This is a genomic window from Lentzea sp. NEAU-D7 (assembly GCF_026242055.1).
In the GTDB taxonomy this organism is placed as follows: Bacteria; Actinomycetota; Actinomycetes; order Mycobacteriales; family Pseudonocardiaceae; genus Lentzea.
Window position 1 is genome coordinate 126783 of record NZ_JAPJDL010000019.1, and the last position, 21672, is coordinate 148454.

22 protein-coding genes are annotated in these 21672 nt (G+C 70.7%); 8 read left to right on the top strand and 14 right to left on the bottom strand.

The features are described 5' to 3' along the window. Positions 1–15: 15 nt before the first annotated feature. The gene (locus ORI60_RS32275; RefSeq protein ID WP_266041779.1) at positions 16–600 is read right to left on the bottom strand and encodes a DNA-binding protein; all 585 of its coding nucleotides are present in this window, start codon (positions 598–600) and stop codon (positions 16–18) included. Between the two features lie 156 nt (positions 601–756). Between ORI60_RS32275 and ORI60_RS32280 the strand changes: the two genes are divergently transcribed. Beyond that, entirely contained in the window at positions 757–1926 is a 1170-nt protein-coding gene (locus tag ORI60_RS32280; RefSeq protein ID WP_266041780.1) for a glycosyltransferase 87 family protein, read from the top strand. On the opposite strand, the gene ORI60_RS32285 is transcribed toward ORI60_RS32280, so the two are convergent. The 7 genes from ORI60_RS32285 to ORI60_RS32315 all read right to left on the bottom strand — a co-directional run bounded on the left by ORI60_RS32285 (position 1868) and on the right by ORI60_RS32315 (position 10452). Further along, the gene (locus tag ORI60_RS32285) at positions 1868–2413 is read right to left on the bottom strand and encodes an HdeD family acid-resistance protein (RefSeq protein ID WP_266041781.1); all 546 of its coding nucleotides are present in this window, start codon (positions 2411–2413) and stop codon (positions 1868–1870) included. The two genes, ORI60_RS32280 and ORI60_RS32285, sit on opposite strands and share 59 nt — an antisense overlap. A gap of 290 nt (positions 2414–2703) precedes the next feature. Beyond that, positions 2704–3606, bottom strand: coding sequence for a hypothetical protein (locus ORI60_RS32290; RefSeq protein WP_266041782.1), 903 nt, complete (start codon positions 3604–3606; stop codon positions 2704–2706). Positions 3607–3868: 262 nt separating this feature from the next. Continuing rightward, positions 3869–4729: an immunity 49 family protein gene (locus ORI60_RS32295; protein ID WP_266041783.1), complete on the bottom strand. Its 861-nt coding sequence runs from the start codon at positions 4727–4729 to the stop codon at positions 3869–3871. A 21-nt stretch (positions 4730–4750) separates the two neighbouring features. Beyond that, positions 4751–9004, bottom strand: a complete 4254-nt coding sequence (locus tag ORI60_RS32300) for a hypothetical protein (RefSeq protein ID WP_266041784.1) — start codon at positions 9002–9004, stop codon at positions 4751–4753. Then, entirely contained in the window at positions 9004–9312 is a 309-nt protein-coding gene (locus tag ORI60_RS32305; protein ID WP_266041785.1) for a type VII secretion target, read from the bottom strand. Before ORI60_RS32305 ends, ORI60_RS32300 begins: the two co-directional genes overlap by 1 nt. A 35-nt stretch (positions 9313–9347) precedes the next feature. Further along, on the bottom strand, positions 9348–9881 hold the full coding sequence (locus ORI60_RS32310) for a YbaB/EbfC family nucleoid-associated protein (protein WP_266041786.1): 534 nt from the start codon (positions 9879–9881) through the stop codon (positions 9348–9350). 196 nt (positions 9882–10077) lie between these two features. Continuing rightward, the gene (locus tag ORI60_RS32315) at positions 10078–10452 is read right to left on the bottom strand and encodes an FKBP-type peptidyl-prolyl cis-trans isomerase (RefSeq protein ID WP_266041787.1); all 375 of its coding nucleotides are present in this window, start codon (positions 10450–10452) and stop codon (positions 10078–10080) included. A gap of 169 nt (positions 10453–10621) precedes the next feature. Here ORI60_RS32315 and ORI60_RS32320 point away from each other — a divergent pair, with 169 nt between their 5' ends. Next, positions 10622–11428: a S1 family peptidase gene (locus tag ORI60_RS32320; RefSeq protein ID WP_266041788.1), complete on the top strand. Its 807-nt coding sequence runs from the start codon at positions 10622–10624 to the stop codon at positions 11426–11428. A gap of 55 nt (positions 11429–11483) precedes the next feature. Then, positions 11484–13448, top strand: a complete 1965-nt coding sequence (locus ORI60_RS32325) for a beta-propeller domain-containing protein (RefSeq protein ID WP_266041789.1) — start codon at positions 11484–11486, stop codon at positions 13446–13448. Here the strand turns inward: ORI60_RS32325 and ORI60_RS32330 are convergent. Further along, positions 13438–14193, bottom strand: coding sequence for an EI24 domain-containing protein (locus ORI60_RS32330; protein WP_266041790.1), 756 nt, complete (start codon positions 14191–14193; stop codon positions 13438–13440). The genes ORI60_RS32325 and ORI60_RS32330 overlap by 11 nt on opposite strands. Before the next feature lie 98 nt (positions 14194–14291). On the opposite strand from ORI60_RS32330, the gene ORI60_RS32335 reads away from it, so the two are divergent. From ORI60_RS32335 to ORI60_RS32350, 4 genes are all read left to right on the top strand, one after another. Next, positions 14292–15551: a helix-turn-helix domain-containing protein gene (locus ORI60_RS32335; protein ID WP_266041791.1), complete on the top strand. Its 1260-nt coding sequence runs from the start codon at positions 14292–14294 to the stop codon at positions 15549–15551. Positions 15552–15635: 84 nt separating this feature from the next. Further along, on the top strand, positions 15636–15797 hold the full coding sequence (locus ORI60_RS32340; RefSeq protein WP_266041792.1) for a hypothetical protein: 162 nt from the start codon (positions 15636–15638) through the stop codon (positions 15795–15797). Continuing rightward, on the top strand, positions 15794–16048 hold the full coding sequence (locus ORI60_RS32345; protein ID WP_266041793.1) for a hypothetical protein: 255 nt from the start codon (positions 15794–15796) through the stop codon (positions 16046–16048). The genes ORI60_RS32340 and ORI60_RS32345 overlap by 4 nt, the downstream gene beginning before the upstream one ends. Positions 16049–16133: 85 nt before the next feature. Further along, the gene (locus ORI60_RS32350; protein WP_266041794.1) at positions 16134–16499 is read left to right on the top strand and encodes a hypothetical protein; all 366 of its coding nucleotides are present in this window, start codon (positions 16134–16136) and stop codon (positions 16497–16499) included. Here ORI60_RS32350 and ORI60_RS32355 read toward each other — a convergent pair. Both ORI60_RS32355 and ORI60_RS32360 read right to left on the bottom strand, forming a co-directional pair. After that, positions 16470–17390: a YihY/virulence factor BrkB family protein gene (locus ORI60_RS32355; protein WP_266041795.1), complete on the bottom strand. Its 921-nt coding sequence runs from the start codon at positions 17388–17390 to the stop codon at positions 16470–16472. The two genes, ORI60_RS32350 and ORI60_RS32355, sit on opposite strands and share 30 nt — an antisense overlap. Beyond that, positions 17377–17562: a hypothetical protein gene (locus ORI60_RS32360; protein WP_030476799.1), complete on the bottom strand. Its 186-nt coding sequence runs from the start codon at positions 17560–17562 to the stop codon at positions 17377–17379. The genes ORI60_RS32355 and ORI60_RS32360 overlap by 14 nt, the downstream gene beginning before the upstream one ends. 81 nt (positions 17563–17643) lie before the next feature. Here ORI60_RS32360 and ORI60_RS32365 point away from each other — a divergent pair, with 81 nt between their 5' ends. Beyond that, complete coding sequence (locus ORI60_RS32365; RefSeq protein WP_266041796.1) at positions 17644–19257, top strand: hypothetical protein; 1614 nt, start codon at positions 17644–17646, stop codon at positions 19255–19257. Here the strand turns inward: ORI60_RS32365 and ORI60_RS32370 are convergent. Genes ORI60_RS32370 through ORI60_RS32380 form a run of 3 tightly spaced genes read right to left on the bottom strand, consistent with a single transcriptional unit; the run spans position 19250 to position 21646 of the window. Beyond that, positions 19250–20392, bottom strand: a complete 1143-nt coding sequence (locus ORI60_RS32370) for a cysteine desulfurase-like protein (protein WP_266041797.1) — start codon at positions 20390–20392, stop codon at positions 19250–19252. The genes ORI60_RS32365 and ORI60_RS32370 overlap by 8 nt on opposite strands. 4 nt (positions 20393–20396) lie before the next feature. Continuing rightward, positions 20397–20993 carry a TetR/AcrR family transcriptional regulator gene (locus tag ORI60_RS32375; RefSeq protein WP_266041798.1) on the bottom strand — a complete coding sequence of 199 codons (597 nt, stop codon included), beginning with the start codon at positions 20991–20993 and terminating at the stop codon, positions 20397–20399. Then, a complete protein-coding gene (locus tag ORI60_RS32380) occupies positions 20981–21646 on the bottom strand; it encodes a hypothetical protein (RefSeq protein ID WP_266041799.1) in 666 nt (221 codons plus the stop codon). Before ORI60_RS32380 ends, ORI60_RS32375 begins: the two co-directional genes overlap by 13 nt. Between the last annotated feature and the right edge of the window lie 26 nt (positions 21647–21672).

Sequence of the window (21672 nt, forward strand, 5' to 3'; positions counted from 1 at the left end):
GGTGTTCGGGAACGCTCAGGCAGGTGTGCCGAGCGTGGAGGCCAGGGTGGCGACGCGACGCGGGTCCCCTCCGGCGAGGAGCCAGTCGCGCGGGGTCGCGGGCTTGCCGTCGACGGGCAGGTCCTCCTGGAGGGTGGTCATGAACGCGGCGACGACGAGTGCCGGTTGGTCGGACGGGATGTCCGCCAGGACGGTTTCGAGGCCCGGCAGCACGCCGGTGCCCGCGAACTGCCACGCGGGCAGGCGCCAGCTGCCCCTGTCCTTCCAGCCCACTAGCCTGCCGACGCCGAGGCGGTGCCGGATGCGGCTGGTGTCGACCTGGAGCTGGCGCGCGGCCTCGTTCACCGTCAGCGCCGAGTCGCGGAGCACCGCGTGGGCGACGACCGTGCGGGTGCGCGGCTTGGCGTCCGAAGGGCCCGCCGGTGAGAGGTCCAGGCCCACGTCGGTCAGCGCCGCCTGCTGGTCGGGCGTGAAGTAGGTGGCCGGTTCCGGGTGCGGCGGGGCCAGCCTCCGTGCCGCGTCGGCCACGAGGGCCAGGAACTCGTCGGGGCTCACCTGCAGGCCGGCCTTGGCCAGCACCGTCTCCAAGGCTGGACTCATGCGCACAGAATAGCTCGTGCGTGCGCATCTGTGCGCCCTACGAACGGTTTAAGCAGGAACGATCGACGTTGTGCGCTCACGCGACGACGCTACGTGAGAATTCCCGGTCCGGACCGGTGACGTGGGCCTCATGTGGCACATCGATACCATTCCCCGATGCAGCTCGACCGCACCGCCAAGCGGGTCGTGGTGGCGTGGTCCGCCGTCATGGTCGCCACAGTCACCTACGTCATGCTCCGCCCGCCGGGGTGGTCGCTCGACCTGCGCGTCTACCGCAACGGCGGCGCGGCGTTCCTCCAGGACATCCCCCTCTACGTCGAAGGCTTCGCCAAGCCGCTCGGCGGGCCCGACCTGCCGTTCACGTACCCGCCGATCGCCGCGGTGCTGTTCAGCCTGCTGGCGCTCGTGCCGCTCGGTGTCGCGATCTTCGCGGTGGCGGTGGCGAACCTCGCGATGCTCACGGGCCTGTGCCTGATCGCGGCGGGACGGGTGGTCGGCTGGGGCCCGGACGCGGTGAAGTGGGGCCTGGGTGCGGCGGCGGTGTCGTCGATCTTCGACCCGCTGCGCGAGACGCTGTGGTTCGGGCAGATCAACCTGCTGCTGGGCCTGCTGGTGATGGCCGACTGCCTGCTCGAACGCACCCGCTGGTGGCCTCGGGGCGCGCTGATCGGGCTGGCCGCCGCGATCAAGCTGACGCCGGCGTTCTTCGCGTTGTTCTTCGTGGCACGCCGGCAGTGGAAGCCCGTGTTCGTGTCCATCGGGTCGTTTTTCTTCTTCGTGCTGGTGGGGTTCCTCGTGTCGTTCGGCGACGCGAAGGAGTACTGGACGCACGCGCTGCTCGATCCGAGCCGCGTCGGCCGCCTCACTTACGCGTCGAACCAGGCCATCCGCGGCACGCTCGCCCGCTTCGGCCTGGAGAACGGTGCCCAGGTCGGCGTGTGGCTCGTGCTGGCGCTGCTGGTCGTCGGCGCGGTGTGGTGGCTGGCCTCGCAGTTGGGGGAGATCGAGGCGTTCTTCGTCGTGGCGATCGGCGGCTTGCTGATCTCACCCGTGTCGTGGGGCCACCACTGGGTGTGGATCGCGCCCGCGCTCGTGCTGCTGTCCCGGCCCGCGCTGCGCCGCCACTGGGCGTCGTGGGCGATCGTGGCGGTGTTCGCCGTCGGGCCGCACTGGCTGTTCCCGCGCGACAACGACGTCGAGCGGGACTGGGCGTGGTGGCAGCAGGTGATCGGCAACCTCTACGTGTTCGTCGGGGTCGCCGTGCTGGTCACGCTCGCGGTGCGCGTGGTGCGAGACCGCCGTCGAGCTGCTTCAACCGCAGGCTGAACAGCACCAGCACCACACCCCACAGGATCGCGAACACGCCGATCGTGATCACGAACGCCAGCGCGCCCGCGGCCGGGTTCACGAGCAGGATGACGCCGAGCAGCACCGTCAGCGCGCCGGTGACGACGTAGAACCACTCGTTCGTCATCACCTTGCGCAGGCGGACGGCGTCGACGATCTGCAGCACGCCGGCGACGAGCGCCCACACCGCGATGAGGAGCAGCAGCGCCGTCGCGGTGATGCCCGGCCAGAACAACGCGACCAAGCCCGTGACCAGGCCGAGCACGCCGATGAGACCGAGCGCCCAGCGCGCGGGCCACTCCTCGTGGGTCAGCGTCAGGTAGAGCATCATCGCGCCGTCGAAGAGCGTGTAGGCGCCCCACAGGATGATCAGAGCCAGCAGGGTGAGGCCGGGCCAGACGAGGGCGGCCAGCCCGAACAGGACGGCGAACACCCCGCGCACCGTGAAGAGCCACCAGCGTTGCATGGTCTGGGATCGTCTCGGCTGTCGCCGGTGTCTGCAACCTGAGACCGGCCGAGTTCCCGACCGTGAAGGCGCTGAAGTCCTCAGTGGAGGGACGGGAGGGCTCGCTTCACCGGATCCGCCTGCGTTTCGTGGGCGAGGACCCGCGCGTCGAGCTGCGTTCGTCGTCCGATGTGGACGGATTGGAGCTGAGGGCGGACGTCCGCAAGCCCAAGGCCGAGGGGCTCACCGAGTCGCTCGAAGTGGGGTATCGCCTCTCCCCGCGGGGAGAGGCGATACCTGCGGACCCTCGGCTAGTTCTGGCCCGTGATGATCGAGACCGCGCGGTCCTGCGTCTGCTCGTTCACCTCGGCGACCTGGAAGCCGCGCGCCACCACGTGCGCCACCAGCTCCGGCTCCGGCGGCAGCCCGTACTTGCGCAGGTAGTGCGGCACGGCGCCGGCCCAGATCCACGTGCCGTCGGTGCGGAAGTTGAGCGGCACGTCCTGCTCACCGCTCTGCGAGAACTCGTCGAGGTCGTAGCTGCGCGCGGCCAGCACGACCGGCGCCGACTCGAGGTAGTTCAGCAGACCGTCGAGCAGCTGCGGGTCGACCGGCTGGCGGTTCACGACGATGCGACCGTCGTCGTTCTTGCCGTCGTACACGCGTGCCGTGCGCAGCTCTCCCGGTCCGGCCTGCGGCTGGGCCGCCGGGACCTGGTACTCCTGCTGCTGAGGCTGCGGCGGCTGCTGGGGTTCCGGCTCGGGTGCCGGCAGCGGCGGCAGGCCGATGCGCTGGCGCCACCAGTCCGGGATCTGCCGGTCCGGCCTCGGGAACGTCTGCAGCTCGTCGCGGAAGCCGATCGGCGGCGGCGCGTTGCGCCAGCGCGGCTCGTCCTCGGCGTTGAAGTCCACCGTGAACGCCGCCGGCGCCTCGATCTCGTACGTCGCGCTCAGCCACGTGCCGCGCTCGGGGTGGTACATGCCCCCGCGCAGGTGCCCGAACATCTGCACGACGTCCATCGGCGGCCGCACCGGTCGCAGCTGGCCATCGGGCCCGGCGAACGCCAGGTCGACCTCGATGTGCCTGCCCGCGGCGCGGTACTCGGCCCGGATGCGCTGCCAGCCCTGCGGTACGGCCGGCAGCATGGCACGGCCGATCTGCCGCACCAGCTGCTGCTGGTCCTGCTCGCTCAGCGGTGTAGCCGGCTGGCTCATGTGGTTCTCGCCCCTCTCCCCGTGAAAGCCCGCTGATCTTATCGGGCCACCGTGACGCGCGCGGGCCGGTCGGACACCCCGCGTCGTTCACCACACTCTGAGTGGGCGTCCGGCCCGGTGGTTCCAGTCGACGTCCCACTTCATCCGGCCCCGGCGACTCGTCGAAGCCGGTGCTCACAGCGGCGATGAACGCACAGCCGTCAAGGGGACGGGTGCGTGCGCGTGCGGCGATCGCCGGGAACGAGACGAGCCGGCCGGCGCCTCAGAGTTCCTTCTCGCCGACCCAGGTCCCGTCGAGGAGGTTCCGGGGGAGGTAGTCGGACTCGACGGTGATCTCGACGCCGGCGTCCTTCGCGAGGCAGGCGACGGCGAGCACCCGCCAGGCGACGAACCCCTCGGGGTCGTTCGTGCGTTCCGAGGTCTCGGTCCAGTAGCTGCTGTGGAGCTCGAGGGCCTTGGCGAGCGAGTCGTTGAACCTCGCGTCCTCGCGCTGGGTGAGCAGGTAGAAGAGCTCCATGGGCGGGTAGAGGAGCTTCGCGACCATCTCCGCGCCCGCGATGGTGTCGGCCTCCGGGTCGGCACCCTGCATCGCGCGCAGCAGCGTGTCGATCAGACCCTCTTCGGCGCGCCAGTAGAGCTGGAGGGTCTTGATCCAGTCGTACTGGAACTCGTCGGCCTGGCCGCCGGAGGCGCGCAGCACGTCGACGGGGAACCCGGCGAGGAGATCGATGCGCGGCCGGTCGCGGCAGATCATGGCCAGCGCCATCGCGGTGGTCCACTCGCCGGCGTTGGCCGAGGACTTGGGGCCGGTCGCGGGGAGGGTGATGTCGGTGTCCCCGATCCGGAAGGTCACCTCGCCCTCGGTCTGCCCGGTCAGCGCGAAGATCGCGCCGCCTGCCTGCATGGACAGCGCCACGGCGTTCCACGTCGTGGCGCCGGCGGCGAGAGGATCACCCGCGGTGCGGCAGGCCGCTTCGTTCTTGGAGTCGCGGTGCAGGAACGAGAAGACGACGTGCGGGTTGCGGTCGATCCCCACCAGGCGGTCGTCGAGGGGATCCGCGTAGTACTCCGCCTGCGCTTCTGCCTTCGCGACATCGATCTGATGCCGGGCGATGGTGACCACGGGTCCGGACCGTCCTCTCGTTCACAGCGACATGTCGAAGTGCTTCTCGTTGTAGCCACCGTACTCGGCCGTCGGGCCGCTGCCGTTGACCCTCGCTTTGACCACCGTGAAGTCGAGCTGGCCGCTGGCCATGGCCCTCTTGAGCTCCTTGGCGAGCGCCTTTTCGGTATCGGTGCCGTGCTGGGCCATGTGCTGGATGACGCTTTCGACGTACTTGGGATGGCCCTGCTCGTAGTTCTGCCCGTCGAGGCCCTTGCGCGTTCCGAGGTCGGCGTTGGGGCCCTTGGCCTCCACCACGACCATCCGGGTCTCGCCCGTCTTCTTGTCGGTGACCTCGTAGACCTGGTCGAAGCGGCCGGAGCCCTTCACGTCGGGATCGTGCCTCGGGGTGACGTCGAAGTCCTCCGCCGGGAACCTGTCGCGCATCGCGTCGGCCGCGGCGTGCTCGCCGAGCTCCTCGCCGACCTCCGTGCGTTCGTGGTGCGCCGCACGACGTTCGTCGACGGTGGCCGGGTCGGCTTCGCGCCCGCCCGCGATCTCCTTCTGGTAGTCGCCTTCGGCGGTCCTGGTGCGCTCGAGCGACGCCTCGCGGCGTTCGATGATGTCCTTCGCGGCGGCCTTCTGCTCCGGGGTGGCCGCGTGCTCGACCTCGGGCATGTCGTCGCGGAACTTCGCGGGCGTGTAGGCGTCGGTGGACGCCTCGAAGTTGCCGGAGCCCCTCGGGTTCTCCACCAGCTTCGGCACGTCCTCGCCGTTGGCGTCGACCTGGTTGGCGTTCTTGCGGCTGTAGTCGCCGTTCTTGTCCGGGCCGTCGTAGTACTTGTCGCGGTAGTCCTTGTCCTTGAGCTTCTCCTCCATCAGGGCAGGAGGGTTGCGGGTCTCGATGTCGACCGGCGTGTCGGGGATGTTGCGCTGCGCCATGCGGTCGCGCGCGTCGGACGGGTCGACGTCCTTGTCCTTGTCGTGCGTGCCGGGGGCGAAGCCGTCGTCGCCGGTCCTCGACCTGGAGCCGTCGGGGTGGTGGGTCTCCCACTCGCCGTTCGGCGGGATCCTGGGCTGACGGGTGCCGTCTGGCAGGACGTCGGCGTCGCTCGAGAAGACGCGGCCGTGGCTGTCGGTCCAGGCCGGCTTGGTGGGGGCGAGGACCGGGGCGTCGAGGTGCCGGGAGAGCTGCTGCGCGAAGTCGTTGCTGCCCGCGTCGCAGCCGATCAGCCGGACGGGCCTGCTGCCGTCGTAGCCGGAGCGCCGGAGCATGTCGGCGTACTCGGCGGGCGTGTAGTCGTGGCCGCCGATGCGGGCCCTGCCGTCCGGGGTGATGTGGACGTCCGCGGTGAAGTAGCGCGGATCGTTGGGCACGCGGTGCGGCAGGTCGCCCATGTCGGGGTCGCCGCCGTGGTGCGAGACACCGGCCGGGGTGCTTTCCGCGTGCCGGGCGTGCGCTTCCGCCGGGCTCGGGCGGTCCGCGGGCGGGGCGTCCGGGTCGCGGCCGTCGGGGCTGTTCGGGTCGTTGTCGTGCGGCTTGTCCGGGGTGGTGTCGCGCGGCTTGTCGGCGTCCGGGCCGTGACCGGGTGCGTCCGGCTTGTGCGGGGCGTCCGCGTCGGGGCGGTGCGGGGGTGCCGCCGTGTCGGCGCCGCGGGAGCGGGCGGTGTCCGGGCTGTGCGGCCGCGATCCGTCCGGACGGGAGCCGCCGTCCGGACGGGAGCCGTCCGGACGGTTGCCGGGGCCGCTGCCGTCCGGACGCGACGGGGCGTCGGGGCGGTGGGGAGCGTCCGGGCGCGACGGCGAGTTGGGGCCGCCGTGTGGTGCGTCCGGGCGTGACGGGGTGTTGGGCCCGTGCGGGGTGTTCGAGCCGTGGGGCGTGTTCGGGCCGTTGTGGGGAGCGTTCGGCCCGTGCGGCGCATTTGGTGCGTCGGGGCGCGACGGCGCGTGTGGTGCGTCGGGTCGCGACGACGGCGCCGTGGTGCCGCTGTGGGGCGCGTCGGGGCGCGAAGGGCCGCCGTGTGGTGCGTCCGGGCGGGACGGCGTGTTCGGGCTGTGCGGTGCGTCAGGGCGCGACGGCGCGTGAGGACCGGCGTGTGGCGCGTTGGGGCTGTGCGGTGCGTCCGGACGGGACGGCGTGTTCGGGCCGTGGGGTGCGTCAGGGCGCGACGGTGCATGGGGACCGTTGTGCGGCGCGTTGGGGCCGTTGTGAGGGCCGGACGGGCCGGTTGGGCGGCCCTGCGGTGCGTCCGGCCGGGACGGCGTGTTCGGGCCGTGGTGTGGCGCGTCCGGGCGGAACGGGGCGTTGGGGCCGCCGTGGGGACCGGACGGGCCGGTGGGACGGCTCTGCGGGGCGTCCGGGCGCACTGGAGGTGCCGAGGGGGAGTGCGGTGCGTTCGGTGTCCCTGCCGAGGGAGCGTGCGGGGTTGGGGTGGACGGTGCCACCGCCGAAGGAGAGGTGGCGCGGCTCGGAGGAGTCGCGTCGGGGCGGCCCGCGTGCGGGGCGTTGGCCGACGGGGCGTGCGGTGCGCCTGCCGAAGGCGCGTGCGGCATGCCGCCGGACGGTGCGCCGCTCGAAGGCATCGACGGCGACGACGGCATCGACGGCATCGACGGCATCGAAGGGACCGAAGGTGCCGAAGGGGCCGACGGGCGGGCCGGCGCGTCCGCGCGGGCCGCCGACGTCGATGCGTCGGGGGTGCGCGGTGCCGGGGCTCCTGAGCCCAGGTCACCGCGGCTGCCAGGGGTGCCGGTCCAGCCCTGGCCACCGGCCGGGGGACGACCTGCAGCCGGGGACGACGGGGCGCCGCCGCCCGCGTTCGGGGCGCCGCCGCCCATCGGGCCCGCCTGGGCCGGGGTCGAGGGCGAGCCGTCCGGGGTGCGCGGCGCGGACGGGGCGTGCGGGACGTCCGCCCGCGGCGGGGCCTCGGGCGGTGCCACGGACGACTGGACGGTCTGGCCCGCGTTGCGGGGCGGCGCGTCCGGCGTGGACGAGGGGGACGGGGCGTGCGGCGGTGCGCTGGGACCCGACGGCGCGGACGAGGATCCGTCCGGTGTGCGCGGGGCCGACGGCGCGGCGGCGTTGTCGGGCGTCCGCGACGGTGAGGGCGCGTCGGGAGCGGAGCCGTCCGGGGTGCGCGACGGGGCGTCCGGCGCCGACGGGCTGTCGGGCGTGCGCGGGGCCGACGGCGCGGAAGGGGGCGTCGCGGACGACGGCGACGAGCTGTCGGGAGCCCGCGAAGGCGCGTCCGGCGTCGAGGAGGGCGACGAAGGCGAGGAGGGCGACGACGGCGAACTGTCCGGAGAGGACGGTGACGACGGCGACGAGGGGGAAGACGGGGAGGACGGCGAGTTCGACGAGGGCGAACTGTCCGGAGTGGACGAAGGGGAGCCGTCGGGGGACGAGGGCGTGCCGCCGGCGTTCGGGAGGTCCGGCGTTCTCGTGGACTGGAACAGGCCACCGGGCTTGATGGACTTCGTCGAGATGACGTCCAGGCCGGTCACCTTGCCGACCAGCTTGCCGACGACCTTCATGATCTTCGTGAAGATCTCCACCAGCCTGCCCAGCAGCGGCGAGACCTTCTTGATGGTCTTGATGAGCTTCTGGATGAGCTCACCGATGCGGGTGGCCCACTTGGAGATCGCGGTGACGGCCTGCGCCACGATCACCGGCGTGCCGAACCCGAGCGTGAACACGGCTTCGAGCACCCAGGTGATCAGCTTCGCGACCAGGTCGGCGATCAGGTCGCGGACCATCTCGCGGACGAAGCCGACGACCATGCCCATCACGCCGACGACGGTGCCGACCGAACCCGCGGTGGAGGCCGCGCCGGACAACGCGTCGAGCTGCTCGCCCGCGGACCTGCGGTAGGCGTCGGCCGCGGCACCCGTCCACTCGCCGGTGCCGTCGACGGCGGCCTTGTAGTCGCCCGCGATCTTGCCGAGCTCCTGCGAGACGTTGCCCCACGTCGTCGAGTACGACTGGATCACCGGCGGGTCACCCGCCAGCCAGTCCAGGGCCTCCTTCAACGGCTGCATGTGTTCCATGAGGAACGAGGCCGCGGACGACAGCAGCGTGCCGAACGGGTCGATCGCCATCGACGCGGCGTCCGCGACGAGGCCCACCATGCCCAGGCCGCCCTCGACCCAGTTGCCCTCGGAGATGCCCTTGTACGCGTCCACCGCCGAGTCGGCGATGGAGAAGCCGGTCGCCCAGCCGTTGTCACCGGTGCCGGCGTTGAAGAACCCGGACGGCTCGGCCGGGGCCTGTGCCACCAGCGGGTTCGGTGACGACATCAGGCGCCGCCCTTCAGCGTGCGCGAGATCTGGTCTTCGACTTCCTGGTAGTGCTTGGCGGTCTCGGTGACCTTCTTGGCCGTGGCCTCCATGGCCTGCGCCGCACCCTTCAGCGCGTCCAGGCCCCACTGCTCGACGGGGTCGAGCAGCATGCGGAACGGCTGGCAGATGATGCCGTACGCGTCAGTCGGCATCGACACGGTGTTCGCCGCGTCCACTGCTCCCTGCAAGCGCCCCTGCAGACCCTCCAGGGCCTTGGCGTGCGCTTCCAGCACGTCCGAGGTGACGTTGAAACCACCGGCGGTCATCGAACCCCCTCAAGTTCGAGCAACGGACAGGAAGATCAGGAGAGCACGGACTCGCCGCCGAAGTCGTCGTCGTCATCCGACGGACGGCGGCGGCGCGGGGGAGGCGGTGGCGGCGCCGGCCGCGACGGCGGCGGTGCGTCCTCCTCGACCCGGAAGTTGATCTCGTTGCGGTCGTACGGCGTGCGCGCAGGCTCTTCTGCGGGCGGCGCGGGGAAGTTCTTCTTGGCCTCGTTGAACAACACGTTGGCCGTCTCGTCCTGCGTGCCGATGGTCTCCGCCATGGCTTCCTGCAGCAGTTCGGGAATCCGCGACTGCGCGCGCTGCAACAGCCTCATGATCTCGCCGCTCACCTCGGACATGCGCTTGCCGGAGGCGGACTCGGCGATCACGAGGTTCTGCAGGATCCCGTTGGACCCGACCAGGATCTCGATGGAACCGTCCGAGGACCGCTCGGAGATCGTCATCCCCTGCACGCGCGTCGCCATCTCCTGGTAGCGCGCGGCGCGTTCCTGGATCTTCTGGTTCCAGTTCGCGAGCATCTGCTCGGATCCGGCGATGTCCTCGGGCACCGGTGTTCCCTCCTGAGGTGACGGCGGACTTCAAAGGATGACGCAGCCCGATCCGGTCCAGTTCCACCCCGGGACCAAATCGGCCGTGAGAAGCAGCGGCGTTCCACCGATCGGACCAGTGGAACGCCGCTGTGTCAATCACACGAGCACAAGGACCGGGCGGGGCGAGCCTGCTCGTCCCGCCCGAGTCGACGAGCTAGTTCACACCCAGCAGGTCGACGACGAAGATCAGCGTCTCGCCGGGCTTGATGACGCCACCGGCGCCGCGGTCGCCGTAGCCCAGGTGCGGCGGGATGACCAGCTTGCGGCGGCCACCGACCTTCATGCCCTGCACGCCCTTGTCCCAGCCGGCGATGACACGGCCGCCACCGAGCGGGAACTGGAACGCCTCGCCGCGGTCCCAGGACGCGTCGAACTGCTCGCCGGACGAGTGCGACACACCGACGTAGTGCACGGAGACGAACTGACCGGCCGTGGCCTCCGCACCGTCGCCAACGGTGATGTCCTCGATCAGCAGGTCGGCGGGCGCCGGGCCGTCGTGCGGGTCGACCTCAGGCTTCGTGGGGGCCATCACAACTTCCTCTCGGAACGGGGTTGTTCGCGGTCGATCCAATCACGCGCGGGTGTGCGCGGCCGAATGGCCTACGCGGACCAGCCCTACCCCGTCCGGATGGACTCATGTCTTTCTTTAATCACCACCGGCCCTGCAGCCGGCGGCACAACAGAAGAAGGAGACGATCATGGCGGCAACCCTGCACCGCCTCCGGTCACTGCTCGGCGCGGCACTGGCGGCGGCAACGCTGTCCCTGGCCTGCGTCAGCGTGGCCGAAGCAGCTCCGGAACCCACGGCCGACGGCGAGTTCGGCACCCAGATCGTCGGTGGCACGCGCGCGAGCACGTCCACCTACCCCTGGGTCGTCTACCTGGCCACGAGCAGCGGTTTCCAGTACTGCGGCGGCACCCTCGTCGCTCCCAACAAGGTCGTCACCGCCGCGCACTGCACCCAGGGCGACTCCGCGTCCGCGGTGCGGGTCGTGGCGGGCCGCGACGACAAGAACTCCACCGCCGGCACCGTCGCCCGCGTCACGAGGATCTGGATCCACCCGAGCTACCGCGACGTGACCCTCGGCTACGACGTCTCGGTGCTCACGCTCGACCGCAACCTGTCGCAGACCCCGATCCCGTTCGCCACCTCGGCGGACAGCGCGCTCTACGCCGCGGGCACCAGCTCGACGATCCTCGGCTGGGGCACCACGTCCTCCGGCGGCTCGGCCTCGCGCTACCTGCTGCGGGCCACCGTGCCGCTGACCAGCAACTCCAGCTGCTCCAGCTCGTACGGCAGCGACTTCAACGCCACGCACATGGTGTGCGCCGGCTACCCCCAGGGCGGCACCGACACGTGCCAGGGCGACTCCGGCGGCCCGCTCGTGGCCGGCGGCAAGCTGATCGGCATCACGTCGTGGGGCGAAGGCTGTGCGGCCGCCGGTTACCCCGGCGTCTACGCCCGCGTCTCCGCCTACGCGGCGCAGATCCAGGCCCAGCTGTAGAGAAAAGGCCGGGAAGGGCGGCAACCCTTCCCGGCCTCGCTTACGTCCTGATGACATGAACGGCAAGAAGCTGTTGGCCGGTGCCGCCGTGCTGGCCGTCGCCGGAGTGTGCGTGAGCTCCGCGGTGCGGGACGAAACCCCCGCGCCACCACCGATCGTGGACTACGGGCCCGTGCGTCTCGTCGCGTTCGACTCCTGCGACAACGCCGTGGCCGAACTGCGCCGTGCCATGGCCCCTTACGTCAGCGCGTACGGCCTCGGGGGCGGCAACATCATGTTCGCCGAGGGCATGGCGACGGACAGCAGCGCGGGGGTCGCGCAGAAGAGCACGCCGGACGCGCCCACGGCCGCCACGCCGCCCGCTCAACAGCAGGGCCACTCGACGACGAACGTCCACGAGCAGGGCGTCGACGAGCCGGACATCGTGAAGACGGACGGAAAACGCGTCGTCTCCATCGCCGACGGCAAGCTGCGCGTGATCGACGTCGCGAGCAAGGCCCTCACCGGCACCGTCGACCTCGGCGAGCGCCGCGCGAGCCAGTTGCTGGTCTCCGGCGACCGCGCGCTCGTGGTCACCGAGGGCCCCATGCCGGTCCTGAAGCCGACGCCCAGGCCCGAGCCCCCGTCGTTCATCCCCCAGTCCGGCACCGAGCTGATCCTCGTGGACCTCAAGGGGCTCAAGGAGATCAGCAGCCTCAAGACCGACGGCTTCTACCTCGACGCCCGCCAGATCGGCGGCACCGCCCGCGTCGTCGTCCGCTCGCAGCCGCGCATGCCCTGGGTGTACCCGGACCAGACGACGAACGAAGCAGGGTCGTTGCGCCGCAACAAGGAGATCCTGCAGAGCGAGCCCATCACGTCGTGGCTGCCGCGCTACGAGCTCAACGAGGGCGGCGCCAAGTCCAGCGGAACCCTGGTGGACTGCGCGAACGTCAGCCACCCCGTCGTGCACTCGGGCACCTCGATGCTGACCGTGCTGACGTTCGAGCTCTCCGGCGAGCTCGGCACCGGTCAGCCGGTGTCGATCGTGGCCGACGGCGACACCGTCTACGGCACCGACCGCAGCCTCTACATCGCCGACGACCACCGGTTGTTGCCCGAACTCCCGTCCCGGCCACCGGTTCAGCGCCCGATCACGACCGCGATCCACCAGTTCGACATCAGCGCGCCCGGACCGCCGAAGCACGTCGCGTCCGGGGACGTCAACGGCACGCTGCTCAACCAGTACTCGCTGTCCGAGCACGACGGCGTGTTGCGCGTCGCCACCACGACGGGCACCGAGACCCGGTGCTGCCGGCGGATGCCGACGGAGCTGCTGCCCCAGCAGCAACCCGCACCGCGGCAGTCGGAGAGCTTCGTCACCACGCTGCGCCGCGAGGGCAACCAGCTCGCGAAGCTCGGCCAGGCGGGCGGACTGGGCAAGGGCGAGCGGATCTACAGCGTGCGGTTCATCGGCAGGATGGGCTACGTCGTCACGTTCCGGCAGACCGATCCGCTCTACACGCTCGACCTGAGCGATCCCAGGCAGCCCAGGGTGCTGGGCGAGCTGAAGATCAACGGGTTCTCCGCCTACCTGCACCCGGCGGGGGACGGCAAGCTCATCGGCGTCGGCCAGGAGGCGACCGACCAGGGCCGGACGACGGGCACCCAGGTGTCGCTGTTCGACGTGGCCAACCCGGCGTCACCGCAGCGCGTCGCGCAGTACCACCTGCCCGGCACCAGCTCCGAGGCCCAGTTCGACCCGCACGCGTTCCTCTTCTGGCCGCAGGACGGCACCCTGGTGATCCCCGTGGCGTCGAACAAGACCTACTACGAGGTCTCCTCGCTGGTGCTGCGCGTCGACGGCAACCAGTTGCGCGACAGCGGGAAGATCGTCGAACCGTCCAGTCAGGACTACGGCGGCGGGCAGCGGCGCACGATCGTGATCGGCGACCAGCTGTGGTCGATCTCGAACGCCGGCGTGCAGGTCAACGCGCGCAACGGCCTCGCCCAGCAGGCCTGGCTGCCGTTCACGCGGTAGCGCGGTTCCCGTTGAGCAGGCGGTGCGACAACACCGTGCCGCCTGCCATCGCCGCCGGGATGACGACCAGGGCGGCGAGCGGGACCAGGCACAGCAGGTAGGTGGGCACGGCGAGCCCGAGCACCAGCCCGCGCCGCGTCGCGAGGATCTGCCTGCGCTGTTTGAACGACCGGCCGCGGCGGGTGAACGGTATGCCGGTGAGCTCGATGCCGAGCAGGTAGCCGTTGATGCACACGGCCAGCACGGGCACGACCGTCTGCCCGATGACGGGGATGAACCCGCAGAGGAACAGCGGGACGGCGAACAGGATCGACGTGCCGACGAGCAGAATCGTGCTGCGCAGCCCCACGACGAACCCGCGCCACCAGCCGATCTGCTCCGCCTCCGGCACACCGCCGAGCTCGTCCTCGACCTCTTCGGAGATGTACTCGTAGAACGGGCCGCCGATCATGATCGTGATCGCGGTGAACAGCAGCACGCTCAGGCCGAGCCCGGCCGCGATCACCGAAATTCCGACGGCGACCTCGACGACGCTCTTCCAGGTGCCGCTCCACGAGTCCGCGAAGCCCGTCAGCCAGTCGGCGATCGAGTCGATGTTCGTGAACAGGAACACCCACCCGGTGATCATGAGCACGGCGGTGATGACCGCGGGCAACGCGCCGACCAGCACGCGCTTGGGGGAGCTGAACACCAGTCTGAACCCGCGCAGCAGCAGTCCGACACCGGCACCGAAGTCCTTGATCACGGGCGCAGGATAGTCGGTTTCGCCGGCTGCCGAGACGAGGTGGAGCGATTTCGCCGCGAGCGGCATGATGGCGGACCCGACCGTGGGAGGCGTTGAGGTTGAGCAACCCCGCTGTGAACGGCGTCGTCGTCCCGGACGGACCGCTGCCGGTGCTGCCGCCGTCCACCTGGGAGTCGCAGGCCGTGCGGGACGCGGTCGCCGCGGAGTCGCCCGGCGCCGTGATCGCGATCGCCCGCAAGGCCCACGGTCTGCGCCAGGACGAGCTGGGGGCGCTGGCCGGGTTCTCCCAGTCGGCGATCTCGCGGCTCGAGTCCGGCAGCAACATCGCCTACGACCTGCGTGTCCTGCGCACGTTGCAACGACTGCTCGGCGTTCCCGCCCACCTGCTCGGGCTGACCGACCGCACGGTGCCGATGCGGTCGGGCGACCTGGTCGTCGGCATGGAGGGCAAGGCGCTCATGACGTTGTGCGCCTCCGCTGTCTTCAACGCGGACAGCGATGACGACGCGGTGAGCCAGCTGCTCGTGCTGCGCCGGATCGTCAACGACGCGCACAACTGGCGTGCGACCGGCGCTCTCATGCCCGCTGTCCGCAGCATGTACGACGTCATCGACGCGTTGCGGCGCAACGCGCGTGGCGAAATCCGCCGGCGTTTGCTCGGCACGGGCGCGATGTACGCGGAGTTCTACGGCTGGCTCCACGAAGAGGTCGGCGACATGCGCAACGCGACCGCGTGGACGTCGCGGGCGCTGGAGCAGGGGCAGGCCGCGGACGACAGGGACGTCGTCGCGTACTGCTACGTGCGGCTGAGCCAGCTCGCGGAGGCGGACGGCGACGACGACCGCGTCATCGGCCTGGCGCGCGCCGCCCAGCGCGAGACCGGGGTGAGCCCGGTCGTGCGCGCGATGGCGTTGCGGCAGGAGGCGCGCGGTCTCGCACGGGCGGGCCAGGACGCGTGCATGGCGCGGTTCGACCTCGCGCAGGCGTTGGTGCTGGACGTGCGTCCGCCACAGTCCGACGAGTACTCGATCGGCTACTGCTTCACCGGCCTGCACGTCCAGCTGCAACGTGCCGCGAGCCTCGTCGACCTCGCCGACCACCGCCGCGCCATCGACGTCTACACGCAGCTCATGCCGCGGTGGGGCAGCGCCTGCCAGTGGGAACAGGGCGTGCACACGGCCACCCTCGCCTACGCCCACGCCGCCAGCGGTGACGTGGACCGGGCCGTCGAGCTGGGGTTCGTCGCGCTGGACCTGGCCCGTGCTACGGGGTCGAAGCTCATCGTGAACGAGCTGGCCAGGCTCGGGCCGTGGGCCGCTGCACCGGCGATCGCCGAACTCACCGCCCAGCTCCGGTAGCCGCTGTATGCGGGTTCCGCATACAGCACCCGCAAATCGTATAGAACCCTCCCCATTTCGTCGGGAGGCCCGCACGATGCAGGGATGATCGACCTGGCAGAGCGAACGCCGCGCTCGGACGAGGTCAGCCCCGAACTGTTCTGCGCGGCAGCGGCAGAGAAGAACTCCGGCCCGTACAGGCTCAAGTTCTACGCCACCACGCACGCCGTCGTGTGTGTAGTGGACGACGCTGAGGTGAAGACATGAGCATGCCCGTCTTGCTGGTCCGCAAGCGTGCGGGCGTCGTAGGAGAGACGCAACGCACCTGCCACCTCGTACCGGTGCCCGACAACGACACGCACGTGGCGTTGACCGCGTACTGCGGCGAGCTCATCCACGAGGGCGAAGCCGAACTGCTGGACCAGCCCTCCGGGATGCCGTGCGTCGGCTGCCTGTTCCGCGTGCCCGCGCCTCGCGACACCTCAACGGGAGATCCCGGTCGGGCCACAGAGTCGTAAAGCTCTTCCGGAACACCCCCGCACGGAAGATCACCCTGGCTACCTTTGGCGGTATGAGGCACGGCAATTCCCGCAGCGAACCGTCATGAGGGCCTTGGCGGCGCTCGTCGCCCTGCTCCTGGTCCTCACCGGCTGCGGTGGCGACGGCGAGGACCGGTTCGCGAGACCGGGCGCGCCCAAGCAGTCGCCGAGCGGGAAGTTCGTCGCGCACGCCGAGAGCTCCAGCGAGGTGCGGGTCACCGACCGCAACGGCGGCGACGTGTTCCGCAAGTCCTACGAGTACGCGACGAGTTCCCGGGCCGACGGCATCGGCGTCGTGTGGCTGTCCAAGGAGGACCAGCTGTGGGTGCTGGTCCCCGGAGACACCAGCGAGCGCATCGAGCCCGGGCCCGACGGGGTGTGGACCGCGGTCGAGGCCGAGCTACCCGGGGAGATCACGCGGCTCGGGTGAGGGGTCCCTCTCGCCCTGCGCGAGCCTCCTGCCGCGCTCCAGCTCCGCGTCGAACTCGGCACCCAGCAGCACGGCGATGTTCGAGATCCACAACCACACCAGGAAGACGATCACACCACCGAGTGAGCCGTAGGTCTTGTTGTACGACGCGAAGTTCGCCACGTAGATCGCGAAGCCGACGGTCGCGAGCGCCCACAGCACGATCGCGAGCAGGCTGCCGGGGCTGACCCAGCGGAAGCCGGGCTGCCGCACGTTCGGCGCCGCCCAGTACAGGATCGCGAACGCCAGGCTCACGAGCAGCAGGATGACCGGCCACTTCGCGATGTCCCAGACCGTGACCACGGTGTCGCCGAGGCCGATCGCGTTGCCGACCGCGTCCGCGACGCCGCCGGTCAGCACGAGCGCGCCGAGCGTGAGCGACACCAGCACCACCGAGCCGAGCGTCAGCGCGAGGCGCAGCGGCACGGTCTTCCAGATCGGCCGGCCCTCTTCGACGTCGTAGACGGCGTTGCAGGCGCGCATGAACGCACCGAGGTAGCCCGACGCGGTCCAGAGCGCGGTCAGCAGAGCGATGATGCCCAGCAGGCTGGCGGCGTTCTGGCTCTTCTGCAGCTCCTCGATGGACGACTTGACCACGTCGCCGGCCTGACCGGGCGCGACCTGGTCGACGTACTTCATCAGCTCCTGCGTCGTCGAGTCGCCCAGCAGCGCGAGCACGGACGTCAGGACGATGATGCCGGGGAACAACGACAGCACCGCGTAGTAGGTGAGCGCGGCCGCCCAGTCCGTGAGGTTGTCGTCGTTGAACTCTTTGACAGTCCGCTTCAGAACGCCCCACCAGGCGCCTTTCGGCAACCTGGTGGGGCTGTTGACGGTCTTACCTGCGGGCACGGCGCCATCCAAAAGAACGAGTGCCGGTGCCGACACCGGCGAGGTGCAACGCGAGGAGCAACAGTCCGAGCACGACCAGGGTGTTGACCGTGATCACTTCACCGAGTGCTGCCTTCGCCAGGTCCAGGATCAGGGCGAGCCCGAACGAGACTGCGGCGATGATGGCCAGCATGTGTCCACCTCCGTGTTGGTTGAGCTGCGGATACCCACTTCGTTGCCGGGGAACCGCGCCGTTCGGAGCAATGGACGTGCCATGATCGGTCCCGTGGACGTCCAGCGCTGGCAAGCAGCCGCGGTTCCGTGGTGGGTGACCAAGGTCGGGCTCGTCGGTGGGTGGATCGCCGCCTTCTACTTCGCCGCGAGCGCGAACGAGGCGCCGTGCACCGCCGCGCATCCGTGCCCGCCGGACCCGCTGTTCTCCCTCGCGGTGGTGCCGTTGCTGGCGACACCGTTGCTGTTGTTGTTCAACCGCGTGCTCACCGGCTGTGCGATGGGCGTCCTGTTCGGCGTGCTGGACATCGCCCTCGACGGCAGCGCGGCGGCGAACCTGGCGTTCGGGCTGCACGCCGGCGCGTGCGCGTTGGTCGCGGTGTGGACGGTCCGGGCGCGTGCCGATCAGCACGACGCGGCCGGCGCGACGATCGTCTCCCTGCCGGACCGCCCGCCGCCGCGCGGAGTTCTGCGCGTGGTCGCCGTGCTGCTGGTCGTGTTCGGGTTCCTGACCTTCGTGCAGTACGGCCTCGCCAACGACGCGATCGAGCAGCACATCGCGAACGCCAGCCGTGTCGACGCCGAGGTCGTCGAGATCAAGGACGCCTACGAGGTGTGGGTGGAGCTGCCGGACAGCCGGCGCACCGCGTTCCAGCCGCTGGCACCGGAGTCCTACCGGGTCGGCGACGAGGTGCCGGTGCTCGCGGACGGCACCTGGGTGCGGATGGAGAACGAGCCCGAGGACGTCACGTGGTGGCTGACCATCGGGGGCGCCGCCGTGTTCTTCGCGATCATGCTGGCCGCCCGGGAACGCCGCCGCCGCGCGTTGTGGGCGGGCCCGGTGAAGGCGATCCGGGTGCAGGCGCGTCCGCTCGGGCCGCGCCGGATCCTGCTGCGGTACGGCAAGGACGACGTGGCCACGGTCACCACCCTCGCCGACCTCGGGCTGGAGGAGCCGCTCTACCACGACACCGAGCAGTTCGGCCGGGTGTGGCGCGGAGAGGAGGACCCGCCGCCGCGGCTCGACCCGGCCGAGGTCCTCGTCGCGGGGGAGTGGCACCACGGCGGCCAGGTGGCGTTGCTGGTCGAGGGCGAGGTCGTGGCGACGAGCACGCTGAACCGCGTCCGCCCGCGCCACACCGTCCACAGTGCACACCTGCCCGGCGTGCCGGTCACCGCGGGCACGCCGGTCGACCTGCCGCACGCGATCTGGCCGGGTGACCGGCGCCGGGTCGAGGGCGTGGCACTGCTGCTCGGCGCCGCCGGAGCGTTGATCGCGCTGAAGCACTACCCGGAGCTGATCGTGCTCGGGCTGATCGGCGTGCAGTGCGTGCTGTCGGCGGTGACGCGGTTCCAGCCGATGCTGCGCCTGGACCACAACTCGGTCGTGCTCTACACCGGCATCTTCACCTACCGGGTCCCGTGGGCGCAGCTGCACGGCGTGCGGCGGTCCGGCCCTCAGCTCATGCTCGCGTTCGGGCCGCACGGCGACGTTCTCACCACACCGCACCTGCCGGACGAGAAGGCGGGCGAGAAGCTGATGTGGGCCCGCGCCCGGTCGCTGGTCGCCGAACACCCCGGCGAACGAGTGACGCGCAAGCTCAACGTCAGCGTGCTCGTCGGCGCGGCCTACGCCGCGCTGGTCCTGTTCATCTGAGCCTGGCCACGGCCTGGAGCAGACGATCCACATCGGACTCGTCCGTGTACGGCCCGATGCCCGCCCGCACCGCGCCCTTGTCGCCCAGACCGAGCCACCGCGAGCACTCGATCGCGTAGAAGTGGCCGGCGGGCGCGTTGACGCCCTCGGCGCCGAGCCGGCGGTAGACCTCGGCCGGGTCCAGCCCGTCGACGGAGAACAGCACGGTCGGTGTGCGCGACGAGGCCTTGCTGTAGATGCGCACGCCGAGCTCCTGCAGCCCGGTCTCCAGCTGCTGGCGCAGGCCGAGCTCGTACTCCTCCAGACCTTCCAGCGACCGCATGAACTCGACCGCCGCGGTCGTCCCCGCGAGCAGTTCGTAGGGCAGCGTGCCCAGCTCGAACCGTTCCGGCACGGCGTTGGTCGACGGCAGCAGCTTGTCCGGCCGCAACGTCTCCAGCAGCTCCGGCGCCGCCGCCAGCACGCCGAGGTGCGGGCCGAGGAACTTGTACGGCGAGCACACGAAGAAGTCGGCGTCCAGCGCCTCGACGTCGACCGGCACGTGCGGTGTGTAGTGCACGCCGTCCACGTAGACGAACGCCGCCGCCTCGTGCGCCGCCCGCGCGATCTCCGCGATGTCCGGACGCGTGCCGAGCAGGTTCGACGCCGCCGTGATCGCGACGACGCGGGTGCGGTCGGACAGCAGCTTCGTCACCGCCTCGACGGGCAGCTCACCGGTCGTGCGGTCGAACGGTGCCCATCGCACCGTGGCCCGCGCGGCCTCGGCGGCCTGCACCCACGGCCTGATGTTCGCGTCGTGGTCGATCCTGGTCACGATGATCTCGTCGCCCGGCCGCCAGTTCTTCGACAGCGTGCGCGCGAAGTCGTAGGTCAGCTGCGTCATGCTGCGCCCGAACACGATGCTGCCGGCGTTGAGGAACTCCGCCATCGTGCGCCGCGCGGTCCGCACGATCTCCTCGGCCCGGCGCTCGGCGGCCGTGACGCCGCCCCGGTTGGAGACGGCCGAGATCAGGGTGTTCCTGACCGCGTCCGCCACGACGTCGGGCACCTGCGCGCCGCCGGGTCCGTCGAAGTGCGCGGCACCCTCGCGCAACGCGGGGAAGTGGGCGCGGACCGCAGCGACGTCGTAAGCCATGCCCTCATGGTGCTTGAGCACCCACGAATCGGGAAAGGATCAACCGGAGGGTGCTCACCTGTTCGTTCGGGTCGAAGTCGGGGTTGATCAGCCTGCCGTACAGGCCGTCGACCAGACCCTGGACCCAGCTCGCGGCCGTCAGCGCGCTCACGGGGAGGGCGATCTGGCCCTCGTCGTGCGCCTGTTGCAGCAGGGCGGCCAGCTCGTCGCGCACGACCTGCTCGTTGCCGCCGGCCAGCTCCCACAGCTCCGGGTCGCGGCTGGCCTGAGCCACGACCTCCAGCACCAGCCCGGCGACGGACCTGTCCAGGGCGGGTGCGCACAGATGATCGACCATCAGCAGCACACCGGCCCACGGGCTCAGCTCGCGGGCTCTGGCGAACACGGCCGCGTTGTCCTCGGCGTCCTGCACGAAGATCTCGCGGAAGATCGCCCGCTTGGTGGGGAAGTAGTGGAAGAGGCTGCCGGTGCTGATGTCCGCGGCCTTGCAGATGTCCGCGACGGTCGTGCGTTCGAAGCCCTTCTGGGCGAAGAGCCCCGCCGCGGTGTCGGTGATGTGCCGCTTCTTCTCCGCGTGCTTGACCGGATCTACCGTTCGCACCTGTAGTACTGCCTCTTCTTCTCGTCCCGCACGGAGACGCCGCGTTTGCGGATCTCCCGCGCCAATTCTGCGGCCTCCTCGTGCTCGTACTTCGAGATGGCCTTCCGGCGTGCCGTGAACAGCGCGTTCACCTCCGCCGGCAGTTCGGGGGCGTGCTCGACCCACATCCGGAACTCGCCCGCGAACGGGTCCGCGGCGCGCCACCGGTAGCCCTGCTCGGTGAACGCCCGTTCGAGCCTCGCCGTGCTCAGGTCGGACTTCTCGCGGGCCAGTTCGGTGCCGCTCGGGGAGAGCAGCACGAGGTGCTTGCCGTCGGCGAACACCGACTCGACCTCGTCGCGGCCGAAGTCGAACGTCTTGTCGTCCTTGCGCAGCGTGACCCGCGCGTGCGAGACCTCGACCGACATCATCTCGCTCGCCCAGAACAGCGCGAACACGAAGCCCGCGACCGCGCCGACGGCAAGCGCGCCGATCGTCCGCCACGGCTGCGCCACGTCCGTGACCAGCTCGAACACGCCCTGGAACGGGAACCAGCCCAGGGTCGTGACCCACCCGGCCACCAGTGAGAGCCCCCACGCCGCGGCGGCGCCGACGGCCGGGCACGCGACCCAGATGCCGTACCGGACCGCCGCGGCCTCCTGCACAGTCGTCATGCGGCCAATACTAGACCGAGCGCTCG